Here is a 15,301-nt window from a genome sequence, read left to right on the forward strand (position 1 = left end):
GCATGAGCGCTCAACGCCGGGTTCGCTTGACCTTCTTGCGGGTCTTGTCGGCCTTCGCCTTGGCCCGGACGGCCTTGCGCCGGGTGGGGGCGCCGGCGCCCGGACGGCGCGATCCACGCCCCCTGGAGCCCGATCCCTGCGCGACCGGGTCGCCCTCGATCTCCAGCAGCTGCAGCACCAGTCCGCCGGTTTCGGGGGTCGCCTCGGCAAGGCGCACCGTCACCTTCTGCCCCAGGGCGAGGACAAGGCCACTGTCGCTTCCGGTGAGGGTCTGCGCCTCGGCATCGTGGCGCCAGTATTCGCCGCTGATCGAGCCGATGGGAACAAGGCCGTCCGCGCCCGTCTCGTCGAGTTTGACGAAGAGGCCGAATCGCTGGATGCCGGAGATCCGTCCGACCGCTTCGCTGCCCATCCGTTCGGACAGGAAGGCGGCGAGATAGCGGTCGTTGGTATCGCGCTCGGCCACCATCGAGCGGCGCTCGGTCTCGCTGATATGCTTGGCCGTCGCCTCCAGCTCGGCGACCTCCTCGGCCGAGAGCCCGCCTTCGCCCCACCCATGGGCACTGACCAGGGCACGGTGCACGACGAGATCGGCATATCGGCGAATCGGCGAGGTGAAATGCGCGTAGGAGCGCAGGGCGAGACCGAAATGGCCGAAATTCTCCGGGCTGTAATAGGCCTGCGTCATGGCGCGCAGGGTGCTCATGTTGATCAGCTCGTCGAAGGTAGTGGCCTCGGCCTGCGCCAGAAGCGCGTTGAGATGGCGCGTCTGGAGCACCTGCCCCTTGGCGAGGGTCATGCCGGAAGCCTGCGCCACCTCGCGCAGGGCCTCGAGCTTCTCGGCCGTCGGCTCCTCGTGCACCCGGAAAAGCAGGGGGGTGCGGCGGGTGATCAGCTCCTCGGCGGCCGCGACATTGGCGAGGATCATGAATTCCTCGATCATCTTGTGCGCATCCAGCCGCTTGCGGAAAGCGATCGAGGCGACCCGGCCCTCCGCGTCGAGCTCGATCTTGCGCTCCGGCAACTCCAGATCGAGCGGCTGGCGCCGGGCCCGCGCCGCGCGCAGCGCTTCGAAGGCGCCGTAGAGCGGGGTGATCACCGTCTCCATCAGGGGCTCGGTGCGGGCGGAAGGCGTTCCATCCCGCGCCGCCTGCACCTCCTCGTAATGCAGCGAGGCCGCCGAGCGCATCAGGCCCCGCACGAAGCGATGCGCGATCTTGTTGCCGTCGGCGTCCAGGACCATGCGCACCGCGATGCAGGCGCGCGGCACATCCTCGTGCAGGCTGCACAGATCGCCCGACAGCCGGTCGGGCAGCATCGGCACGACACGGTCGGGGAAATAGGTGGAATTGCCGCGTTTCAGCGCCTCGGCGTCAAGCGCGCTGCCGGGGCGCACGTAATGGGCGACATCGGCGATCGCGACCCACAGGATGTGTCCGCCGGGATTGCCCGGATCGGTATCCGGCTCCGCCATGCAGGCATCGTCATGATCGCGCGCGTCATGCGGGTCGATGGTGACGAAGGGCATCCCGCGCAGATCCTCGCGTCCCGACAGACCGGCCGGTTTCGCGCGCTCGGCCTCCTGGGTGACCGCCGCCGGAAAGGCGTCTGGGATGCCGTGCTGATGGATGGCGATGAGCGAGACGGCGCGGGGCTGCGAGGGATCGCCCAGGCGCGCTACGACACGCGCGCGCGGCAGCCCCATCCGGTTGCGCGGGCCGCTCTGGCGCGCCTCGACGAGTTCGCCGTCCTGCGCGCCGCCCGTGGCCTCCTCGGGGATCATCCATTCGAGATCCTGTTTCTTGTCGATGGGCACGATCCGCCCGCCTTCGGAGTGCGAACGGAAGATGCCCAGGATCGTCCGGGGCCCGCCATCCGCCCCGCCATCGGGGCCGCCGCCAATGCGCCGGATCAGGCGGCCCTCATAGGCATGGTCCTCGCCGTCGACGGCGGTGAGCCGGAGCAGCACCCGCTCCCCCGCGCCGAGGGCCGGATCGCCGTCGCGGGCCACGAGCGCGATGCGCGGCTCCGGGCCGCTGCCGTGGAACTCGAGCGGCCGGGCCGAAAGATCGCCGTCGGCATCCGGTCCGACGACCTCGCAGACCGAAACGGGGGGCAGCGTCTCGGGATCGCGGTAGGTCTTCTTGCGCTTCTCGAGATGCCCCTCGGCGGCAAGCGCGCGCAGGAGCTGCTTGAGCTCGATGCGGGCGGCGCCCTTGATGCCGAACGCGCGCGCGATGTCGCGCTTGGAGGTCTGTGTCGGGTTTTGCGAGATCCATTCGAGGATCTCGGCCTTGCTGGGGATCCGTGTCATGCAGGGCAGGTAGCACGCGTGGCGGCCGGGGTCATGCCCAATCGGTGCGGCCTTGCCGCGCGGCCGCGCGCAGATCGTCCAGCGTGTCGACATCCGCCAGCGTGTCGATGCGTGCCGTGTCGCGCGGCATCGTGCGCACCGTGTCGGCGAGGGCTGTCCCGCTCGACCATTCCACCCCCCGGAAGAGGCCGGGCGGCGGTGCTGCCCGGCGCCGCAGGCCCACCAGCCAGTAGCCGCCATCGGGCGCCGGGCCGATCACCCCGTCATGCCGTCCGAGGGCGGCGAAGGCCCGGGCGACATGCCGCCGTTCGATGCCGGGGATGTCGGCGCCGATAACGATCGCGGGGCCGGGCGGCGCGCCGCGCAGCAGCCGGGCCATGCGGGCGCCGAGATCACCGCGCCCCTGCGGCAGGCGCGGCAGGCGGGGGGGCCAGACGCGGCTTCGCAGCCCTTCGGCATCCGGCGAGACGGCCAGAACGCATTCCCAGCGCGGATCGTCCAAGCGGCGCAGGAGGGCGGAGGTCTGCCGGCGGAACCACCACGCGGCGCGGGTCATCCCGACCTCCCGTCCCAGCCGTGTCTTGACCCGTCCGGGACGCGGCTCCTTGACCATGATGACGAGGGTGGCCCGTCTCACAGGGTCCGCACCATCTCGCGGTGCGGGATGCCGGCATCGAGAAAGACCTCTCCCTCCTCCACGAAACCCAGCCGCGCGTAGAAGTCGAGCGCGTGCAACTGCGCGCCGAGCCGCGCCTGCACGATGCCCGGTTGATCCGCCATCCAGGCGAGCGCCGCGTTCGTCAATGCCGCGCCATGGCCAGCGCCGCGCGCTTCGCGCAGCACGCAGACCCTGCCGATCTTGCCCACGCTGCCGGCCACCAGGATCCGCGCCGTGCCGACGGGCCGCGCGCCGTCGAAGGCCAGGAGATGCACCGCCTCGCCGTCGCGCCCGTCGATCTCCTCGTGCTCCGGCACCGCCTGCTCGCCGATGAAGACGGTGCGGCGCAGCGCATGACAGGTGGCGATGTCGTCGGTGACGATGACCCGGCTCATGCGAAATACCCCGCGAGGATCCTGCCGTAGATTTCCTTGAGCTGGCCGATCTGTTCGACCGGCACGCATTCGTCGACCTGGTGCATGGTCTTGCCCACGAGGCCGACCTCGACCACGGGACAGTGATCCTTGATGAAGCGCGCATCCGACGTGCCGCCGCTGGTCGACAGGACGGGGCGCCGCCCCGTGACATGGCTCACCGATCGCGCCACCAGCTCGGACAGGGGGCCCGGCGGGGTCACGAAACTCTCGCCCGAAACCTTGATGCGCATGGTGATGGCAATCCCGTCCGCCGTGCCGGCGGCCTCCGCCTCCCGGTGCAGCCAGTCGGACAGATCCTGCGCGCTGTGGGCATCGTTGAAGCGGATGTTCACCGTGGCATGGCAGATGGCGGGGATCACGTTGTTGGCGGGATTGCCGGTGTCGATGGTGGTGACGGCCAGGGTCGAGGGATCGAAATGCTCGGTGCCCGTGTCCAGTTCGTGCGAGGCCAGCCGGTCGATCAGCCGCGCCATCGCGGGAAGGGGATTGCGGGCGCGGTGCGGGTAGGCGACATGCCCCTGCACCCCCGTTGCCGTGAGATAGGCGGTCATCGAGCCGCGCCGCCCGATCTTGATCATCTCGCCCATCTCGTCGGGGCAGGTCGGCTCCCCCACGAGGCAATCGTCCAGCGTTTCGTCATGCCGTGCCATCCAGTCGAGGATTGCGCGGGTCCCGTCGCGCCCCTCGCCCTCCTCGTCGCCGGTAATGGCAAGCACCACCGAGCCTTCGGGCGGGGTGTTGGTCACGAAATCGATCGCCGCCGCGGCAAAGGCGGCCACGCCGGACTTCATGTCGGTCGCCCCGCGCCCATGCAGCACACCGTCCTCGATCTGGCCGCCGAAAGGGTCACGGGTCCAAGCGGACAGGTCGCCCACCGGAACCACGTCCGTATGCCCGTTGAAGCCGAGCACCGGCCCCTGCGTACCCCAGCGCGCGTAGAGGTTGGCGATCCCGCCCCGGTCGGTGCGGGTGCAGGTGAAGCCGGCCTCGCCCAGAAGCGTCTCGAGCAGCGAGATCGCACCGCCCTCCTCGGGCGTGATCGAGGGGCAGCGGACAAGGCGGGCGGTCAGGGCGACGGGATCGATCGGAGCGGTCATGGAACATCCTGTTTCTGCTGACCCGAGGCATACAAACATGCGCCCTGACAGGCAATCACGGGCAATCACCTGCGATGGCAATCCCGCCCGAAGGCCTCCTCCGGGCGCAGGCGCGTGATCCTTGCCCGGACGCATCTTGCCGCGCCGCCGCCCGGATGGAGGGGACGCAGCCGCGCGGGTCCGTCAGTCGCCGCGCTTGGACGGATCGTCGTAGAAGGGGGTCATCTGGGCAACCACGACCGAGTTCTCGTCGAGGGCCTGCTGCATCAGGGCGCGCTCGTCATCGTCGATATCGTGGCCCTCGTCAAGCCGGTCCTGCAGGCTGCCATAGCCCGACACGTCGAGCGGCGCCATGTCGGCCTGCTTGAGGATCGCCACCGTCTCGCGCACGGCCTCGGCCTCGTCGACGCCACTGGCATAGCACATCAGCGCCGCGCCGGTGGCCCCCTTCGGCAAGCCGTCGCCCTTCTTGCGCCCCACCTCGACCAGCAGCGTGTAGACGGAATGGTTCTCGCGGCCCATGGGGGTCTCCTTGCAGGCAAACGGCCTCCCGGAATGTCCGGAAGGCCGCCTTCGTCCTGTCGATTCCGGATGCCGGGGTCAAGTCCGGCCGCGGATCATCCTGTAGCCGAAGATCAGCAGGCATGCGCCGATGATACCGATGATCAGCTGACCGATCCAACCGCCGAGCGTTCCGCCGACAACGGCCATCAGGATGGCGTTCAGAATGACGGCACCCAGGATACCCAGAATGATGTTCATCAGAAGTCCCATGTCGGACTTCATGATCTTTTCGGCAATCCAGCCCGCGATCGCGCCCACGATGATCGCCGAAATCCAGCCCAAACCTTCCATTATCTTCCCCTTTGGCAATGTGTCACCGGACATACCGGCTCTGCGAAGGGAACAGTCATCGGGGCATAATGTTCCTTCGCTTCGTTCAGGACGTGACCTCCACGGTCAGCGCGGCGAGGTAGATGACCAGCATGAGAACACTCTCGATGCCGATGCGTCCCGGCCCGTGACGCTGGCGCGCGATCAGGCCGGCCAGGAGCACCGCCGTCATCAGCAAACCGGTGCCCAGCCAGTAAAGATCGGTCGTGCCGACCGCATGATAGAGCGAGCCTTCGCGATAGGCGACGTCGGAGGCGACGAGGAAGAGCGTATCGAAGGTGTTGCCGCCGATGATCCCGCCCACCGCGAGCTGCAGCGCCCCGCGCCGCACGGCGACGAGCGTGGTGACGAGTTCGGGAAGGGAGGTGACGACGGCGGTGATCAGCGAGCCCACCAGGCTGGAGGAGAGCCCGAAACGGGTGATGAACGATCCCCCGACCTGCGCGATGACCCAGCCGCCGAAGCCCATGACGAGCACCAGGGCGGCAAAGCGCATCGCTGGGCCGCGCACCGGCTTGTCGGCCTCCTCCGGGTCCTCCGGCTCGTCGGCGCGGGTATCGGCGGTCATCACCGGGCGCCACATTGGCTCCTCCGCCACGCTCGATGCCACGCGCACCCCGTAGACATAAGCCAGGAAGAGCACGACCGAGATCGGGTGAACCCCGAGATAGGACAGCTCCGGTCCGGCGATCGCGCTCAGCGGAAGGCTGAGCAGGATGATCAGCATGACCGCCTGGATAAGGTTTGCCGGCTCGGCGGCCGCATGTTCGAGATTGGCCTTCCTGTAGAAGATATCCGCAAGCGCGAGGAACAGCGTCTGCGCGGCGATCCCGCCCACCGCGTTCGAGAAGGCGAAGGAGGCGTTTCCGGTAAGCGAGGCATCCACGGAAACGACGACGCCGGCAAGCGATGTCGCGCCGCCGAGGATCAGGCCGCCGGCGATCGCCTCGCCCATCTGGGTGCGATCGGCGATCACGTCCGCCAGGTGGGTGGCACGGATGGAGGCGAAGACGACGGCCGCACAGGCGAGGGCAAAGACACCGAGGAGGAGCGGGAGGGGCAGGTTCTGGATCATGGCACCCAAGTGCCCGGAACGTCCGCAGGTTCCAGTCCGAATGCCCGGAACGGGTGCGCAGGGGACTTCTGCGGCGCGCGGAGGAGGGTGGGCCGGCATGCCGCATCGAGGGGCCGCCCGGGGGCCGGGGGCGGAGCTGGACCCGCCCCCGGCGCTGCCGCGTCAGTCGCGCAGCAGCTCGTTGATGCCGGTCTTGGAGCGCGTACGCTCGTCGACGCGCTTCACGATCACCGCGCAATAGAGGTTGAGGTTGTTCTTGGTCGGCATCGACCCGGAAACCACGACCGAGTAGGGCGGAACCTCGCCCATGAAGACCTCGCCGGTCTCGCGGTCGACGATCTTGGTGGACTGGCCGATATAGACCCCCATGCCAAGCACCGAGCCCTCGCGCACGATGCAGCCCTCGACCACCTCGGAACGTGCGCCGATGAAGCAGTTGTCCTCGATGATGGTCGGGCCGGCCTGCATCGGCTCCAGCACGCCGCCGATGCCGACGCCGCCCGACAGGTGCACGTTCTTGCCGATCTGCGCGCAGGAGCCGACGGTGGCCCAGGTATCGACCATGGTGCCCTCGCCGACATGGGCGCCGAGGTTGACGAAGGAGGGCATCAGCACCACGCCGGGCGCGATATAGGCCGAGCGGCGCACGATGGCGTTGGGCACGGCGCGAAAGCCCGCCTCGCGCCAGCGGTTCTCGCCCCAGCCCTCGAACTTGCTGTCGACCTTGTCCCACCAGCCGCTGCCCTGCGGGCCGCCCGACTGCATCTCCATGTCCTTGATGCGAAACCCGAGGAGCACCGCCTTCTTGGCCCATTGGTTGACCGTCCAGGTGCCGTCCCCGGCGCGCTCTGCAACACGCAGGTTGCCGCTGTCGAGCGCGTTCAGCGTCGCTTCGATCGCGTCGCGCGTCTCGCCGCCGGTGGCCGGCGTGATCGTATCGCGGGCCTCCCACGCGGCCTCGATCGCGGTTTCGAGCTGTTCGTTCATGGCGGCCTCTCCTTGTGATCGCGGTCTTTCGCGCAGCTATAGGCATTGGCGGCAAAGCGTGCAATCGCCCCGCCCCGCCCGTCCATGCCCGTCCATGCCCGTCCGTGTCCGACCGGCAGAGATGGAGGCGGGGGGCATTTGTCGGCAATCGGCACGAAACCTTGGACGCCACCTTGCGTTGTGCGGCTGCGCGCAGAACGGCGCCTTGCCCTTTTTGCCGTCAAGGCAAGCCGATCCGGCGGTCATCCGGAGAGTCCAATCGAACGCGGTCCGGGCGTGCCGCTTCCTCACAGGAGCTTTCATGGGTCATTCACACGGAGCCGGGCAATGGATCGCGGCGACCTTCGAGCATGTGCGGATCATCAGTCTTCCAAGCCGCAAGGATCGACGCCGCGACATGACACGTCAGCTGGCGCGGATCGGTCTGGTGCCGGGCGAGGGCAATGTCGCCTTCTTCGACGCGGTGCGCTGCGAGGAGAAGGGGGGCTGGCCCACGATCGGGGCGCGTGGCTGCTTCCTGAGCCATCTGGGGGTGCTGCAGGAGGCGCGCGATGCCGGCGCGCGCAGCGTCCTCATCATCGAGGATGACGCGAATTTCGGCCCGGCCCTTCTGACGGCGACGCCGGAAAGCCTCCGGGCGCTGGGCGCGGAGCCTTGGGACATCTTCTATGGCGGGCAGCAGGATACCGATCTGCGGGCCCAGCAGCCTGTGGCGCGCGTTCTCGATCCCGAAACCCGCATCGTCGGGGCGCATTTCATCGCCATGCGCGATGCCGCGATCCCGGAGGCCGCGGCCTATCTCGAGGCGCTGGCGTCGCGTGCGCCCGGCGATCCGGCCGGCGGCCCGATGCATGTGGATGGCGCCTATAGCCGGTTGCGCCGGAGCGGGTCTTCGTTGAAAAGCGCGGTCTGCGTGCCCGACCTGGCCTATCAGCGCAGCTCGCGCACCGATATACACGAGCTGTCGCTGCTTGACCGGCTCTCGGGCCTGTCGGGCGGCATGAACTTGCTGCGCGGCTTGCAGAACTGGCTGCGCGACCGCTCGGTCGGCACCAAGCCATCCGCTTCGGCCCGCCGCCCGGGCGGCAAAATAGACAGGAATGACGCATGAGCGACGATGCACGGGGCGGTTTTCGCCAGGCCCAGGAAGATTTCGAAACCGCACGCACGGTTCCCGACACCCCCCAGACCCGCGCCCCGGCCTACCGGCTCGCTTTTGCCGATGACGAGTTCCTGTGCCGGGCCGAGCTGCGCCCGGTCAGGTTGCAGCTCGAATTGCTGAAACCCGAAATGGCGATGGCCGAGGAGAATATCTCATCGACCATCGTGCTCTTCGGCGGCGCCCGCATCCCGCGCCCGGAGAATGCCGACAAGGTGCGCACCAAGACGCTTGCCGCCCTGTCGTCCTTTTATGATGAGGCGCGCGAATTCGCGCGGCTGATGACCCTGCGCTCGGCCGAGAGCGGCGGGCGCGAGAACGTCATCGTTACCGGCGGCGGCCCCGGCGTGATGGAGGCGGGCAACCGCGGCGCGCTCGATGCGGGGGGCAAGTCCATCGGCCTGAACATCGTGCTGCCGCATGAACAGGCGCCCAATACCTTCGTCACCCCGGAGCTGTGCTTCAACTTCCACTATTTCGCGATCCGCAAGATGCACTTCTTGATGCGGGCGCGGGCGATCTGCGTCTTCCCGGGGGGCTTCGGCACGCTCGACGAGCTTTTCGAGGCGCTGACACTGATCCAGACGGGACGGATGGACCGGGTTCCGGTGCTGCTTTTCGGCAAGGATTTCTGGACCGGGATCATCAACTGGGACGCGCTGTCGGAGGCGGGAACGATCTCGCCCGAGGACCTTGAGCTGTTCCGTTTCGTGGAGACCGCAGCGGAAGCGGTGGAGCTGGTGGAGAACTGGCCGCTGCCCGAGACCAAGCGGGACCATGTTCCGGGACGCCATGCGGGCGACGGCCAGTGAACCCGGAGGAGCCGCGCCGCGCGACTTTCATCGCGCGGTAAAAGGGAGGAGCCGCACATGCTCGCAGCCATCGCCTTGACGGCAGCCACCTTCCTTTTGGTGGGCATGTCGCATTTCCTCGTGCTCTCGCGCGGGCTGCCGATCGTAAGTTCGATGGCGCGGACGCTGGAAACGCGGCATTTTCTGCTGCTGACCCTGATCGGCCTGCTGCATATCGGCGAGGCCCTGATCTTCGCCATCGTGTTCGAAGTGGCGCAGGGCATGGATCTGGGCGCCTTCAAGGCTGAAGCGCCGCTTGACTTCATGGATGTCTACTACTTCTCGATCGTCAATTACACGACGCTCGGGCTCGGTGACATCTATCCGGCCGGCCATTTGCGTTTCATGGCAGGAGTGCAGTCCCTTCTGGGCTTTCTGCTCCTGAGCTGCTCGGCATCCCATCTCTTCTCGCTCAACCAGTCGAAGGCCGAACGGCTTGGCGGCTGAGCGCTCCCTTGTCCCCTCCTCGCCCCCGATCAGGGGGCGGGACTCGCCTCGGGCTGATTCCGAGCACGCTTCTGGCGCTCGGAGGCGGATTTGAGCTGTCCGCAGGCGGCCATGATGTCCTCGCCGCGCGGGGTGCGGATCGGGCTGGCATAGCCAGCCTTGTAGATGATGTCGGCGAATGCGCGGATGCGGTTGTTCGAGGATCGCTGGTAGGGCGCGCCGGGCCATTCGTTGAAGGGGATGAGGTTGATCTTGGCCGGGATGCCGCGGATCAGCTCGATCAGGCGGTGGGCGTCCTCGTCGCTGTCGTTCACGTCCTTCAGCATCACGTATTCAAAGGTGATGCGCTCGGAATTGGACAGCTTGGGATAGGCGCGCAGCGCGTCGAGAAGGGCGGCGATGTTCCATTTCTTGTTGATCGGCACCAGCTTGTCGCGCACCTCGTCCGTGGTCGCGTGGAAACTTACGGCGAGCATGCAGCCGATCTCCTCGGCGGTGCGGGCGATCTCGGGGACGACGCCGCTGGTCGACAGGGTGATGCGCCGCCGCGAGAGTGACATGCCCTCGGGATCCATTGCGATCTTCATCGCGTCGCGCACCGCGTCGAAATTGTAGAGCGGCTCGCCCATGCCCATCAGCACGATGTTCGACAGCAGCCGCGTCTCGTCCTTGGGCGCGCCCGGCACCGGCCATTCGCCAAGATCGTCGCGGGCCAGCATGACCTGTCCGACGATCTCGGCGGGCGTGAGGTTGCGCACCAGGCGCTGGGTGCCGGTATGGCAGAACGAGCAGGTCAGGGTGCAGCCCACCTGGCTCGAGATGCACAGCGTGCCGCGATCCTCCTCGGGAATGTAGACCGTCTCGACCTCGTGCCCGCCCTCGATGCGCACGAGGAACTTGCGGGTGCCATCCGAGGAGACCTGCCGCGAGACGATCTGCGGCAGCGCGATGACGAAATTCTCCGCCAGCAGGGCGCGGTAGTCCTTGCTCAGGTTGGTCATGGCATCGAAGTCGCGCACGCCCCAGTGATAGATCCACTGCCAGATCTGGCCGGTGCGCATCTTTGCGGTCTTCTCAGGAGTGCCGGCATCGACAAGCGCGTCGCGCAGCGCGTCGCGGGTCAGGCCCACGAGGTTGACCGGGCCATCCGCGGGCGCCTTGCGCGGCAGGGTCAGGACGTCCTGGGTGATCGGCGTGCTCGCGGTCATGGTGCAGCTTCCTCGGGTTTCATGCGGACTGGGTGCCCCTCATATAAGGGAGGCGTGGACGAAATGCCAAAAAGCGGCGCCGGAGCGCCGCTTCTGTCGATCAGGGGCCGGGGTTCCGGCCCGGCGGTGCCGACCTCAGCCGTTGCAGCGCTTGCGGGCCTCGTCGAGCGCGGCGGTGAAGCCGAAGAGCGAGAAGGTGTCGACCGTGCGCGTGCCGCGCGAGGAGCGCGCCGACAGCGTCGCATCCGCACCGCCCTTGAGCGCCGCGACGATGCGCGCGTCATCGGCATCCGAGGCGGGCCAGGCCCATTCGCCGTCGACGAAGAGTTCGAACTTGGTGCCGCCCACATCGAGGGTCACGGTCGAATCGCTGGCGAAGGGATAGCCGCCGGTAAAGGAGACCTCGCCCTGCACGTTCGAGCCGGGACGGAAACTCACGAAGAGCAGGATGTCCCCGCGCCGGACCGATACGACCTGGCCGTCCCTGGTGTTCACGGTCTGCTTGGGGCTGGATACGCTCCAGCACTCCGTCGGGTTGTCCTCGACGAACACGCTCCATGCCGTCTCGACGGCGACGCGATTGGTCGATTCTTCCTGAGCCCAGGCGGTGGATGCCACACTGGCCAGCGCGATGCCTGCACATGCGCGTGCGAATTTGGATGTCATCTGATACACAGCCTCCAGCTGCTTTTGCCTCAAGTCCCGGCCGGACGGCCCCTCTGGGAGGGCCTTTCACGACTTGGTTCCAATTTCAATCGAGCGGTGCGACCTTAACGGATAGAAGCCTGATTTTGGAACCCCTTCCAGCAGAAAACCGCCATATCTTCTTCCCAATCGAAAGAGCGACCATGACGCGTCCCCCCATACTGATCGAACTGACCCGCGGCAATCTCGTCGAATCGGTCCATGCCGGCCATGCCGCGATCTGCGATTCCTCGGGGTCCGTGATCGAGGGTTGGGGCGATCCGGTCACCGTCATCTACCCGCGTTCCTCGTGCAAGATGATGCAGGCGCTTCCCCTCGTCGAGAGCGGCGCCGCCGATGCCGCGGGGCTCACGGATGCGCAGCTCGCCCTCGCCTGCGCCAGTCACGAGGGCGCGGCGCTGCATGCGGATGCGGTGCGTGCCTGGCTTGCGCGGCAAGGGCAGGGCGAGGACGATCTTCTTTGCGGCACCGAGATGCCGCGCGACCGCGATCTGCGCGAGGCGCTGATCCGGGCGGGCGAGGCGCCCTGCCAGGTGCACAACAACTGCTCGGGCAAGCATGCGGGATTTCTCACTTTGACGCGGCACCTCAAGGCCGGGCCCGATTACGTCGCGCTCGATCATCCGGTCCAAAAGGCGGTGCGCAGCTCCTTCGAGGAGGTAACCGGGCTGGAAAGCCCCGGCTACGGCATCGACGGCTGCTCGGCGCCCAATTTCGCGACCACCGTCGCGGGGCTTGCCACGGCGATGGCGCGATTCGCCGCCGCGGGCACGGGGTCGGGCGCGCGCGATGCGGCCATGGCACGTCTGACGGGGGCGATGATCGCGCATCCCGATCTCGTGGCAGGGCAGGGGCGGGCCTGCACCGAGCTGATGCGGGCGGCGGGCGGCGCGGCGGCGGTCAAGACCGGGGCGGAGGCCGTCTTCGTGGCCATCCTGCCGCGCCAGAAGCTCGGCGTCGCGCTCAAGATCGTCGATGGCGGCACCCGCGCGGCCGAGGCGGCCATCGCCGCGCTGCTGGTGCATCTGGGGGTGCTCGCGGCCGATGATCCGGCCGTGCTGCGCCGGGTCGATGCGCCGATCATGAACCGCGCCGGCCTCCAGGTGGGGCAGGTGCGGCGCGCGGCGGGGTTCCCGTAGCGCCCGGACGGGCGGGACGTCCCGGCCTTTCTCAGGGCCGAGAGAACTCCTCGCGGCGGTAGCCTTGCAGATAGAGAAGGGCGGTGAGGTCGCCGAAATTGATCCTCAGGTCGGTCTGCGCGGCCACGGCGGGCTTGGCATGCAGTGCGACGCCGGCGCCCGCCCGCCCGAGCATTCCCAGATCGTTCGCCCCGTCGCCGACTGCCATCGCCTCGGCTTCGGCGATGCCGAGCCTTGCGCAGATCTCCTCGAGCGCGGTGATCTTGGCCTCGCGGCCCAGGATCGGCTCGGCGACCTGGCCGCTGAGCTTGCCGTCGCGGGCCAAGAGGACGTTGGCGCGGTGCTCGTCGAAGCCGAGCCGCGCCGCCACGTCCGCGGTGAAGGCAGTGAAGCCGCCCGAGACGAGCGCGGCATGGGCGCCGTTCGCCCGCATCGTCGCCACCAGTTCGGGGCCGCCGGGCGCGAGTGTGATGCGCGTGGCCAGCACCTCCTCGATGACCGTCTCCTCGAGCCCCTCCAGAAGGGCGACGCGCTCGCGCAGGGCTGCCTCGAAATCGAGCTCGCCATTCATCGCGCGGGCGGTGATCTGTGCCACATGCGCGCCGATGCCGGCCATCGCGGCAAGCTCGTCGATGCATTCCTGCGCGATCATCGTGCTGTCCATGTCCGCCAGGAGCAGCTTGCGCCGGCGGCCCTCGGCGGGCTGCACCGCGATGTCGATGCCGCGCTCCTGAAGCTGCGACCAGACTTCCCAGAAGGTGCCGGGGCTGTAGGTCACGAGGAACTCCGCCGCCTCGCCCGGTGCGAGCCAGACCGGCTCGGTGCCGCCCCACGCGGTGCTGAGTTCACCCGGAAGCGCCTCGTCTAGATGGCGCGTGCCGGGGGCGCAAAGAAGGGTCACGGCGAACATGGCAGGCTCCTTTCGGGGGATGGGCGCGGCGTGGCGCGGCGGGGGTCCTTCAATCATGCCGGCCTGTCCGAGACCAGAGCCAAGCGCACCGGCAAAGTAATCCTTGCAACGGGCACGGTGCCGCTCTACCTGCGTCGGTGGGACACCCCTCCCCAACGAGGGGCATATATCTGCGAGGATACCAGCAATGGCACCAAACGCCCCGGCCACGCGGCCGGCCAACCCGCGTTTTTCGTCCGGCCCCTGCGCCAAACCCCCCACATTCCAGCTCTCCGACCTGTCGGATGCCGCGCTTGGCCGCTCGCACCGCGCCGCGATCGGCAAGGACAAGCTTCGGGCCGCCATCGAGCGGACCCGCGACATCCTCGGCGTTCCGGCCGATTACCGCATCGGCATCGTTCCGGGCTCGGATACCGGCGCCTACGAAATGGCGATGTGGACCATGCTGGGCGAGCGCCCCGTCGAGATGGTCGCCTGGGAGTCGTTCGGCTCGGGCTGGGTCACGGACGCGGTCAAGCAGCTCAAGCTCGAGGGCGGCACCCATACCGCCGATTACGGGCAGATCGTCGATCTCGCCGCGCTCGATTGGAGCCGCGATGTCTGCTTCACCTGGAACGGCACCACCTCCGGCGTGCGCGTGCCCTCGGGCGAGCTGATCCCGGCGGACCGCGCGGGGCTGACGCTCTGCGACGCGACCTCCGCCGCCTTCGCCCAGGAGCTGCCCTGGGACAAGCTCGACGTGACCACCTTCTCGTGGCAGAAGGTGCTCGGCGGCGAGGCCGCGCACGGGATGATCATCCTGAGCCCCCGCGCGGTGGAACGGCTGGAAAGCTATACCCCCACATGGCCGCTGCCCAAGATCTTCCGCCTGACCAAGGGCGGCAAGCTGATCGAGGGTATCTTCAAGGGCGAGACGATCAACACCCCCTCGATGCTGGCGGTCGAGGATTACCTCAACTGCCTCGACTGGGCCGAAAGCGTCGGCGGGCTGAAGGGCCTGATCGCGCGTGCCGATGCCAATGCCAAGGTGGTCGCGGATTTCGTCGACAGCCATGACTGGATCGCGCATCTCGCCGATGATCCGGCGACCCGCTCGAATACCAGCGTCTGCCTCAAGTTCACGGATGCGCGTATCGCCGATGGCGCGGCCTTCGCCAAGGCCGTGGCCAAGCGGCTGGAGGCCGAGGGCGTGGCCCTCGATATCGGCGCCTATCGCGACGCGCCTGCCGGCTTGCGCATCTGGTGCGGCGGCACGGTCGAGACCGGCGATCTGGAGGCGCTGATGCCCTGGATCGACTGGGCCTTCGAGGCCGAGATCGCCGCGCAGGCCGCCGCCTGATCCTACGGCCCGCCTTTGCGCCGGATGGCGCAGGGCGCGGCGCATCGTGGACCGGGGGGCGGGCGCCCTCCGGCCATCCAG

16 protein-coding genes are annotated in these 15,301 nt (G+C 68.1%); 5 read left to right on the forward strand and 11 right to left on the reverse strand.

Annotated elements, in window-relative coordinates:
- Positions 1 to 10: 10 nt before the first annotated feature.
- From rnr to dapD, 8 genes are all read right to left on the reverse strand, one after another.
- Positions 11 to 2,314 carry a ribonuclease R gene (gene rnr, locus PMES_RS06030; RefSeq protein WP_159964612.1) on the reverse strand — a complete coding sequence of 768 codons (2,304 nt, stop codon included), beginning with the start codon at positions 2,312 to 2,314 and terminating at the stop codon, positions 11 to 13.
- Between the two features lie 31 nt (positions 2,315 to 2,345).
- A complete protein-coding gene (locus tag PMES_RS06035; RefSeq protein ID WP_159964793.1) occupies positions 2,346 to 2,927 on the reverse strand; it encodes a TIGR04282 family arsenosugar biosynthesis glycosyltransferase in 582 nt (193 codons plus the stop codon).
- Between the two features lie 20 nt (positions 2,928 to 2,947).
- Complete coding sequence (locus PMES_RS06040) at positions 2,948 to 3,367, reverse strand: GNAT family N-acetyltransferase (RefSeq protein ID WP_159964613.1); 420 nt, start codon at positions 3,365 to 3,367, stop codon at positions 2,948 to 2,950.
- Complete coding sequence (gene dapE / locus PMES_RS06045; protein ID WP_159964614.1) at positions 3,364 to 4,506, reverse strand: succinyl-diaminopimelate desuccinylase; 1,143 nt, start codon at positions 4,504 to 4,506, stop codon at positions 3,364 to 3,366. Before dapE ends, PMES_RS06040 begins: the two co-directional genes overlap by 4 nt.
- Before the next feature lie 183 nt (positions 4,507 to 4,689).
- Positions 4,690 to 5,028 (reverse strand): DUF8846 family protein, encoded by a 339-nt coding sequence (locus tag PMES_RS06050; RefSeq protein ID WP_159964615.1) that lies wholly within the window; start codon positions 5,026 to 5,028, stop codon positions 4,690 to 4,692.
- A gap of 78 nt (positions 5,029 to 5,106) precedes the next feature.
- Positions 5,107 to 5,361 (reverse strand): GlsB/YeaQ/YmgE family stress response membrane protein, encoded by a 255-nt coding sequence (locus PMES_RS06055; RefSeq protein WP_159964616.1) that lies wholly within the window; start codon positions 5,359 to 5,361, stop codon positions 5,107 to 5,109.
- An 85-nt stretch (positions 5,362 to 5,446) separates the two neighbouring features.
- Positions 5,447 to 6,475, reverse strand: a complete 1,029-nt coding sequence (locus PMES_RS06060; protein WP_159964617.1) for a sodium:calcium antiporter — start codon at positions 6,473 to 6,475, stop codon at positions 5,447 to 5,449.
- Positions 6,476 to 6,637: 162 nt separating this feature from the next.
- Positions 6,638 to 7,462, reverse strand: a complete 825-nt coding sequence (gene dapD, locus PMES_RS06065; RefSeq protein WP_159964618.1) for a 2,3,4,5-tetrahydropyridine-2,6-dicarboxylate N-succinyltransferase — start codon at positions 7,460 to 7,462, stop codon at positions 6,638 to 6,640.
- 301 nt (positions 7,463 to 7,763) lie between these two features.
- Between dapD and PMES_RS06070 the strand changes: the two genes are divergently transcribed.
- Genes PMES_RS06070 through PMES_RS06080 form a run of 3 tightly spaced genes read left to right on the forward strand, consistent with a single transcriptional unit; the run spans position 7,764 to position 9,919 of the window.
- Positions 7,764 to 8,573 (forward strand): glycosyltransferase family 25 protein, encoded by an 810-nt coding sequence (locus PMES_RS06070; protein ID WP_159964619.1) that lies wholly within the window; start codon positions 7,764 to 7,766, stop codon positions 8,571 to 8,573.
- Positions 8,570 to 9,433, forward strand: coding sequence for an LOG family protein (locus tag PMES_RS06075; RefSeq protein ID WP_159964620.1), 864 nt, complete (start codon positions 8,570 to 8,572; stop codon positions 9,431 to 9,433). Before PMES_RS06070 ends, PMES_RS06075 begins: the two co-directional genes overlap by 4 nt.
- Positions 9,434 to 9,490: 57 nt before the next feature.
- Positions 9,491 to 9,919: an ion channel gene (locus PMES_RS06080; RefSeq protein ID WP_201288963.1), complete on the forward strand. Its 429-nt coding sequence runs from the start codon at positions 9,491 to 9,493 to the stop codon at positions 9,917 to 9,919.
- Between the two features lie 29 nt (positions 9,920 to 9,948).
- On the opposite strand, the gene rlmN is transcribed toward PMES_RS06080, so the two are convergent.
- The gene (rlmN, locus tag PMES_RS06085; protein ID WP_159964621.1) at positions 9,949 to 11,127 is read right to left on the reverse strand and encodes a dual-specificity RNA methyltransferase RlmN; all 1,179 of its coding nucleotides are present in this window, start codon (positions 11,125 to 11,127) and stop codon (positions 9,949 to 9,951) included.
- Positions 11,128 to 11,262: 135 nt separating this feature from the next.
- On the reverse strand, positions 11,263 to 11,793 hold the full coding sequence (locus tag PMES_RS06090) for an invasion associated locus B family protein (protein WP_159964622.1): 531 nt from the start codon (positions 11,791 to 11,793) through the stop codon (positions 11,263 to 11,265).
- Positions 11,794 to 11,975: 182 nt separating this feature from the next.
- On the opposite strand from PMES_RS06090, the gene PMES_RS06095 reads away from it, so the two are divergent.
- Positions 11,976 to 12,971 (forward strand): asparaginase, encoded by a 996-nt coding sequence (locus tag PMES_RS06095; protein ID WP_159964623.1) that lies wholly within the window; start codon positions 11,976 to 11,978, stop codon positions 12,969 to 12,971.
- Between the two features lie 31 nt (positions 12,972 to 13,002).
- Here PMES_RS06095 and serB read toward each other — a convergent pair whose 3' ends face one another.
- Positions 13,003 to 13,881 (reverse strand): phosphoserine phosphatase SerB, encoded by an 879-nt coding sequence (gene serB / locus PMES_RS06100; protein ID WP_159964624.1) that lies wholly within the window; start codon positions 13,879 to 13,881, stop codon positions 13,003 to 13,005.
- A gap of 187 nt (positions 13,882 to 14,068) precedes the next feature.
- Here serB and PMES_RS06105 point away from each other — a divergent pair, with 187 nt between their 5' ends.
- Positions 14,069 to 15,220, forward strand: coding sequence for a phosphoserine transaminase (locus tag PMES_RS06105; protein ID WP_159964625.1), 1,152 nt, complete (start codon positions 14,069 to 14,071; stop codon positions 15,218 to 15,220).
- The last annotated feature ends 81 nt before the right edge of the window (positions 15,221 to 15,301 follow it).

Source organism: Profundibacterium mesophilum KAUST100406-0324 (assembly GCF_009835145.1).
Classification (GTDB): Bacteria; Pseudomonadota; Alphaproteobacteria; order Rhodobacterales; family Rhodobacteraceae; genus Profundibacterium; species Profundibacterium mesophilum.

Excerpts from the sequence above, each read along its gene's own strand:
- dapD (WP_159964618.1), bottom strand. The coding sequence starts at position 7,462 with ATGAACGAACAGCTCGAAACCGCGATCGAGGCCGCGTGGGAGGCCCGC.
- PMES_RS06070 (WP_159964619.1), top strand. The coding sequence starts at position 7,764 with ATGGGTCATTCACACGGAGCCGGGCAATGGATCGCGGCGACCTTCGAG.
- PMES_RS06095 (WP_159964623.1), top strand. The coding sequence starts at position 11,976 with ATGACGCGTCCCCCCATACTGATCGAACTGACCCGCGGCAATCTCGTC.
- dapE (WP_159964614.1), bottom strand. The coding sequence starts at position 4,506 with ATGACCGCTCCGATCGATCCCGTCGCCCTGACCGCCCGCCTTGTCCGC.
- PMES_RS06090 (WP_159964622.1), bottom strand. The coding sequence starts at position 11,793 with ATGACATCCAAATTCGCACGCGCATGTGCAGGCATCGCGCTGGCCAGT.
- PMES_RS06040 (WP_159964613.1), bottom strand. The coding sequence starts at position 3,367 with ATGAGCCGGGTCATCGTCACCGACGACATCGCCACCTGTCATGCGCTG.
- rlmN (WP_159964621.1), bottom strand. The coding sequence starts at position 11,127 with ATGACCGCGAGCACGCCGATCACCCAGGACGTCCTGACCCTGCCGCGC.
- PMES_RS06080 (WP_201288963.1), top strand. The coding sequence starts at position 9,491 with ATGCTCGCAGCCATCGCCTTGACGGCAGCCACCTTCCTTTTGGTGGGC.
- PMES_RS06035 (WP_159964793.1), bottom strand. The coding sequence starts at position 2,927 with ATGGTCAAGGAGCCGCGTCCCGGACGGGTCAAGACACGGCTGGGACGG.
- PMES_RS06105 (WP_159964625.1), top strand. The coding sequence starts at position 14,069 with ATGGCACCAAACGCCCCGGCCACGCGGCCGGCCAACCCGCGTTTTTCG.
- PMES_RS06055 (WP_159964616.1), bottom strand. The coding sequence starts at position 5,361 with ATGGAAGGTTTGGGCTGGATTTCGGCGATCATCGTGGGCGCGATCGCG.
- PMES_RS06060 (WP_159964617.1), bottom strand. The coding sequence starts at position 6,475 with ATGATCCAGAACCTGCCCCTCCCGCTCCTCCTCGGTGTCTTTGCCCTC.
- PMES_RS06075 (WP_159964620.1), top strand. The coding sequence starts at position 8,570 with ATGAGCGACGATGCACGGGGCGGTTTTCGCCAGGCCCAGGAAGATTTC.
- PMES_RS06050 (WP_159964615.1), bottom strand. The coding sequence starts at position 5,028 with ATGGGCCGCGAGAACCATTCCGTCTACACGCTGCTGGTCGAGGTGGGG.
- serB (WP_159964624.1), bottom strand. The coding sequence starts at position 13,881 with ATGTTCGCCGTGACCCTTCTTTGCGCCCCCGGCACGCGCCATCTAGAC.
- rnr (WP_159964612.1), bottom strand. The coding sequence starts at position 2,314 with ATGACACGGATCCCCAGCAAGGCCGAGATCCTCGAATGGATCTCGCAA.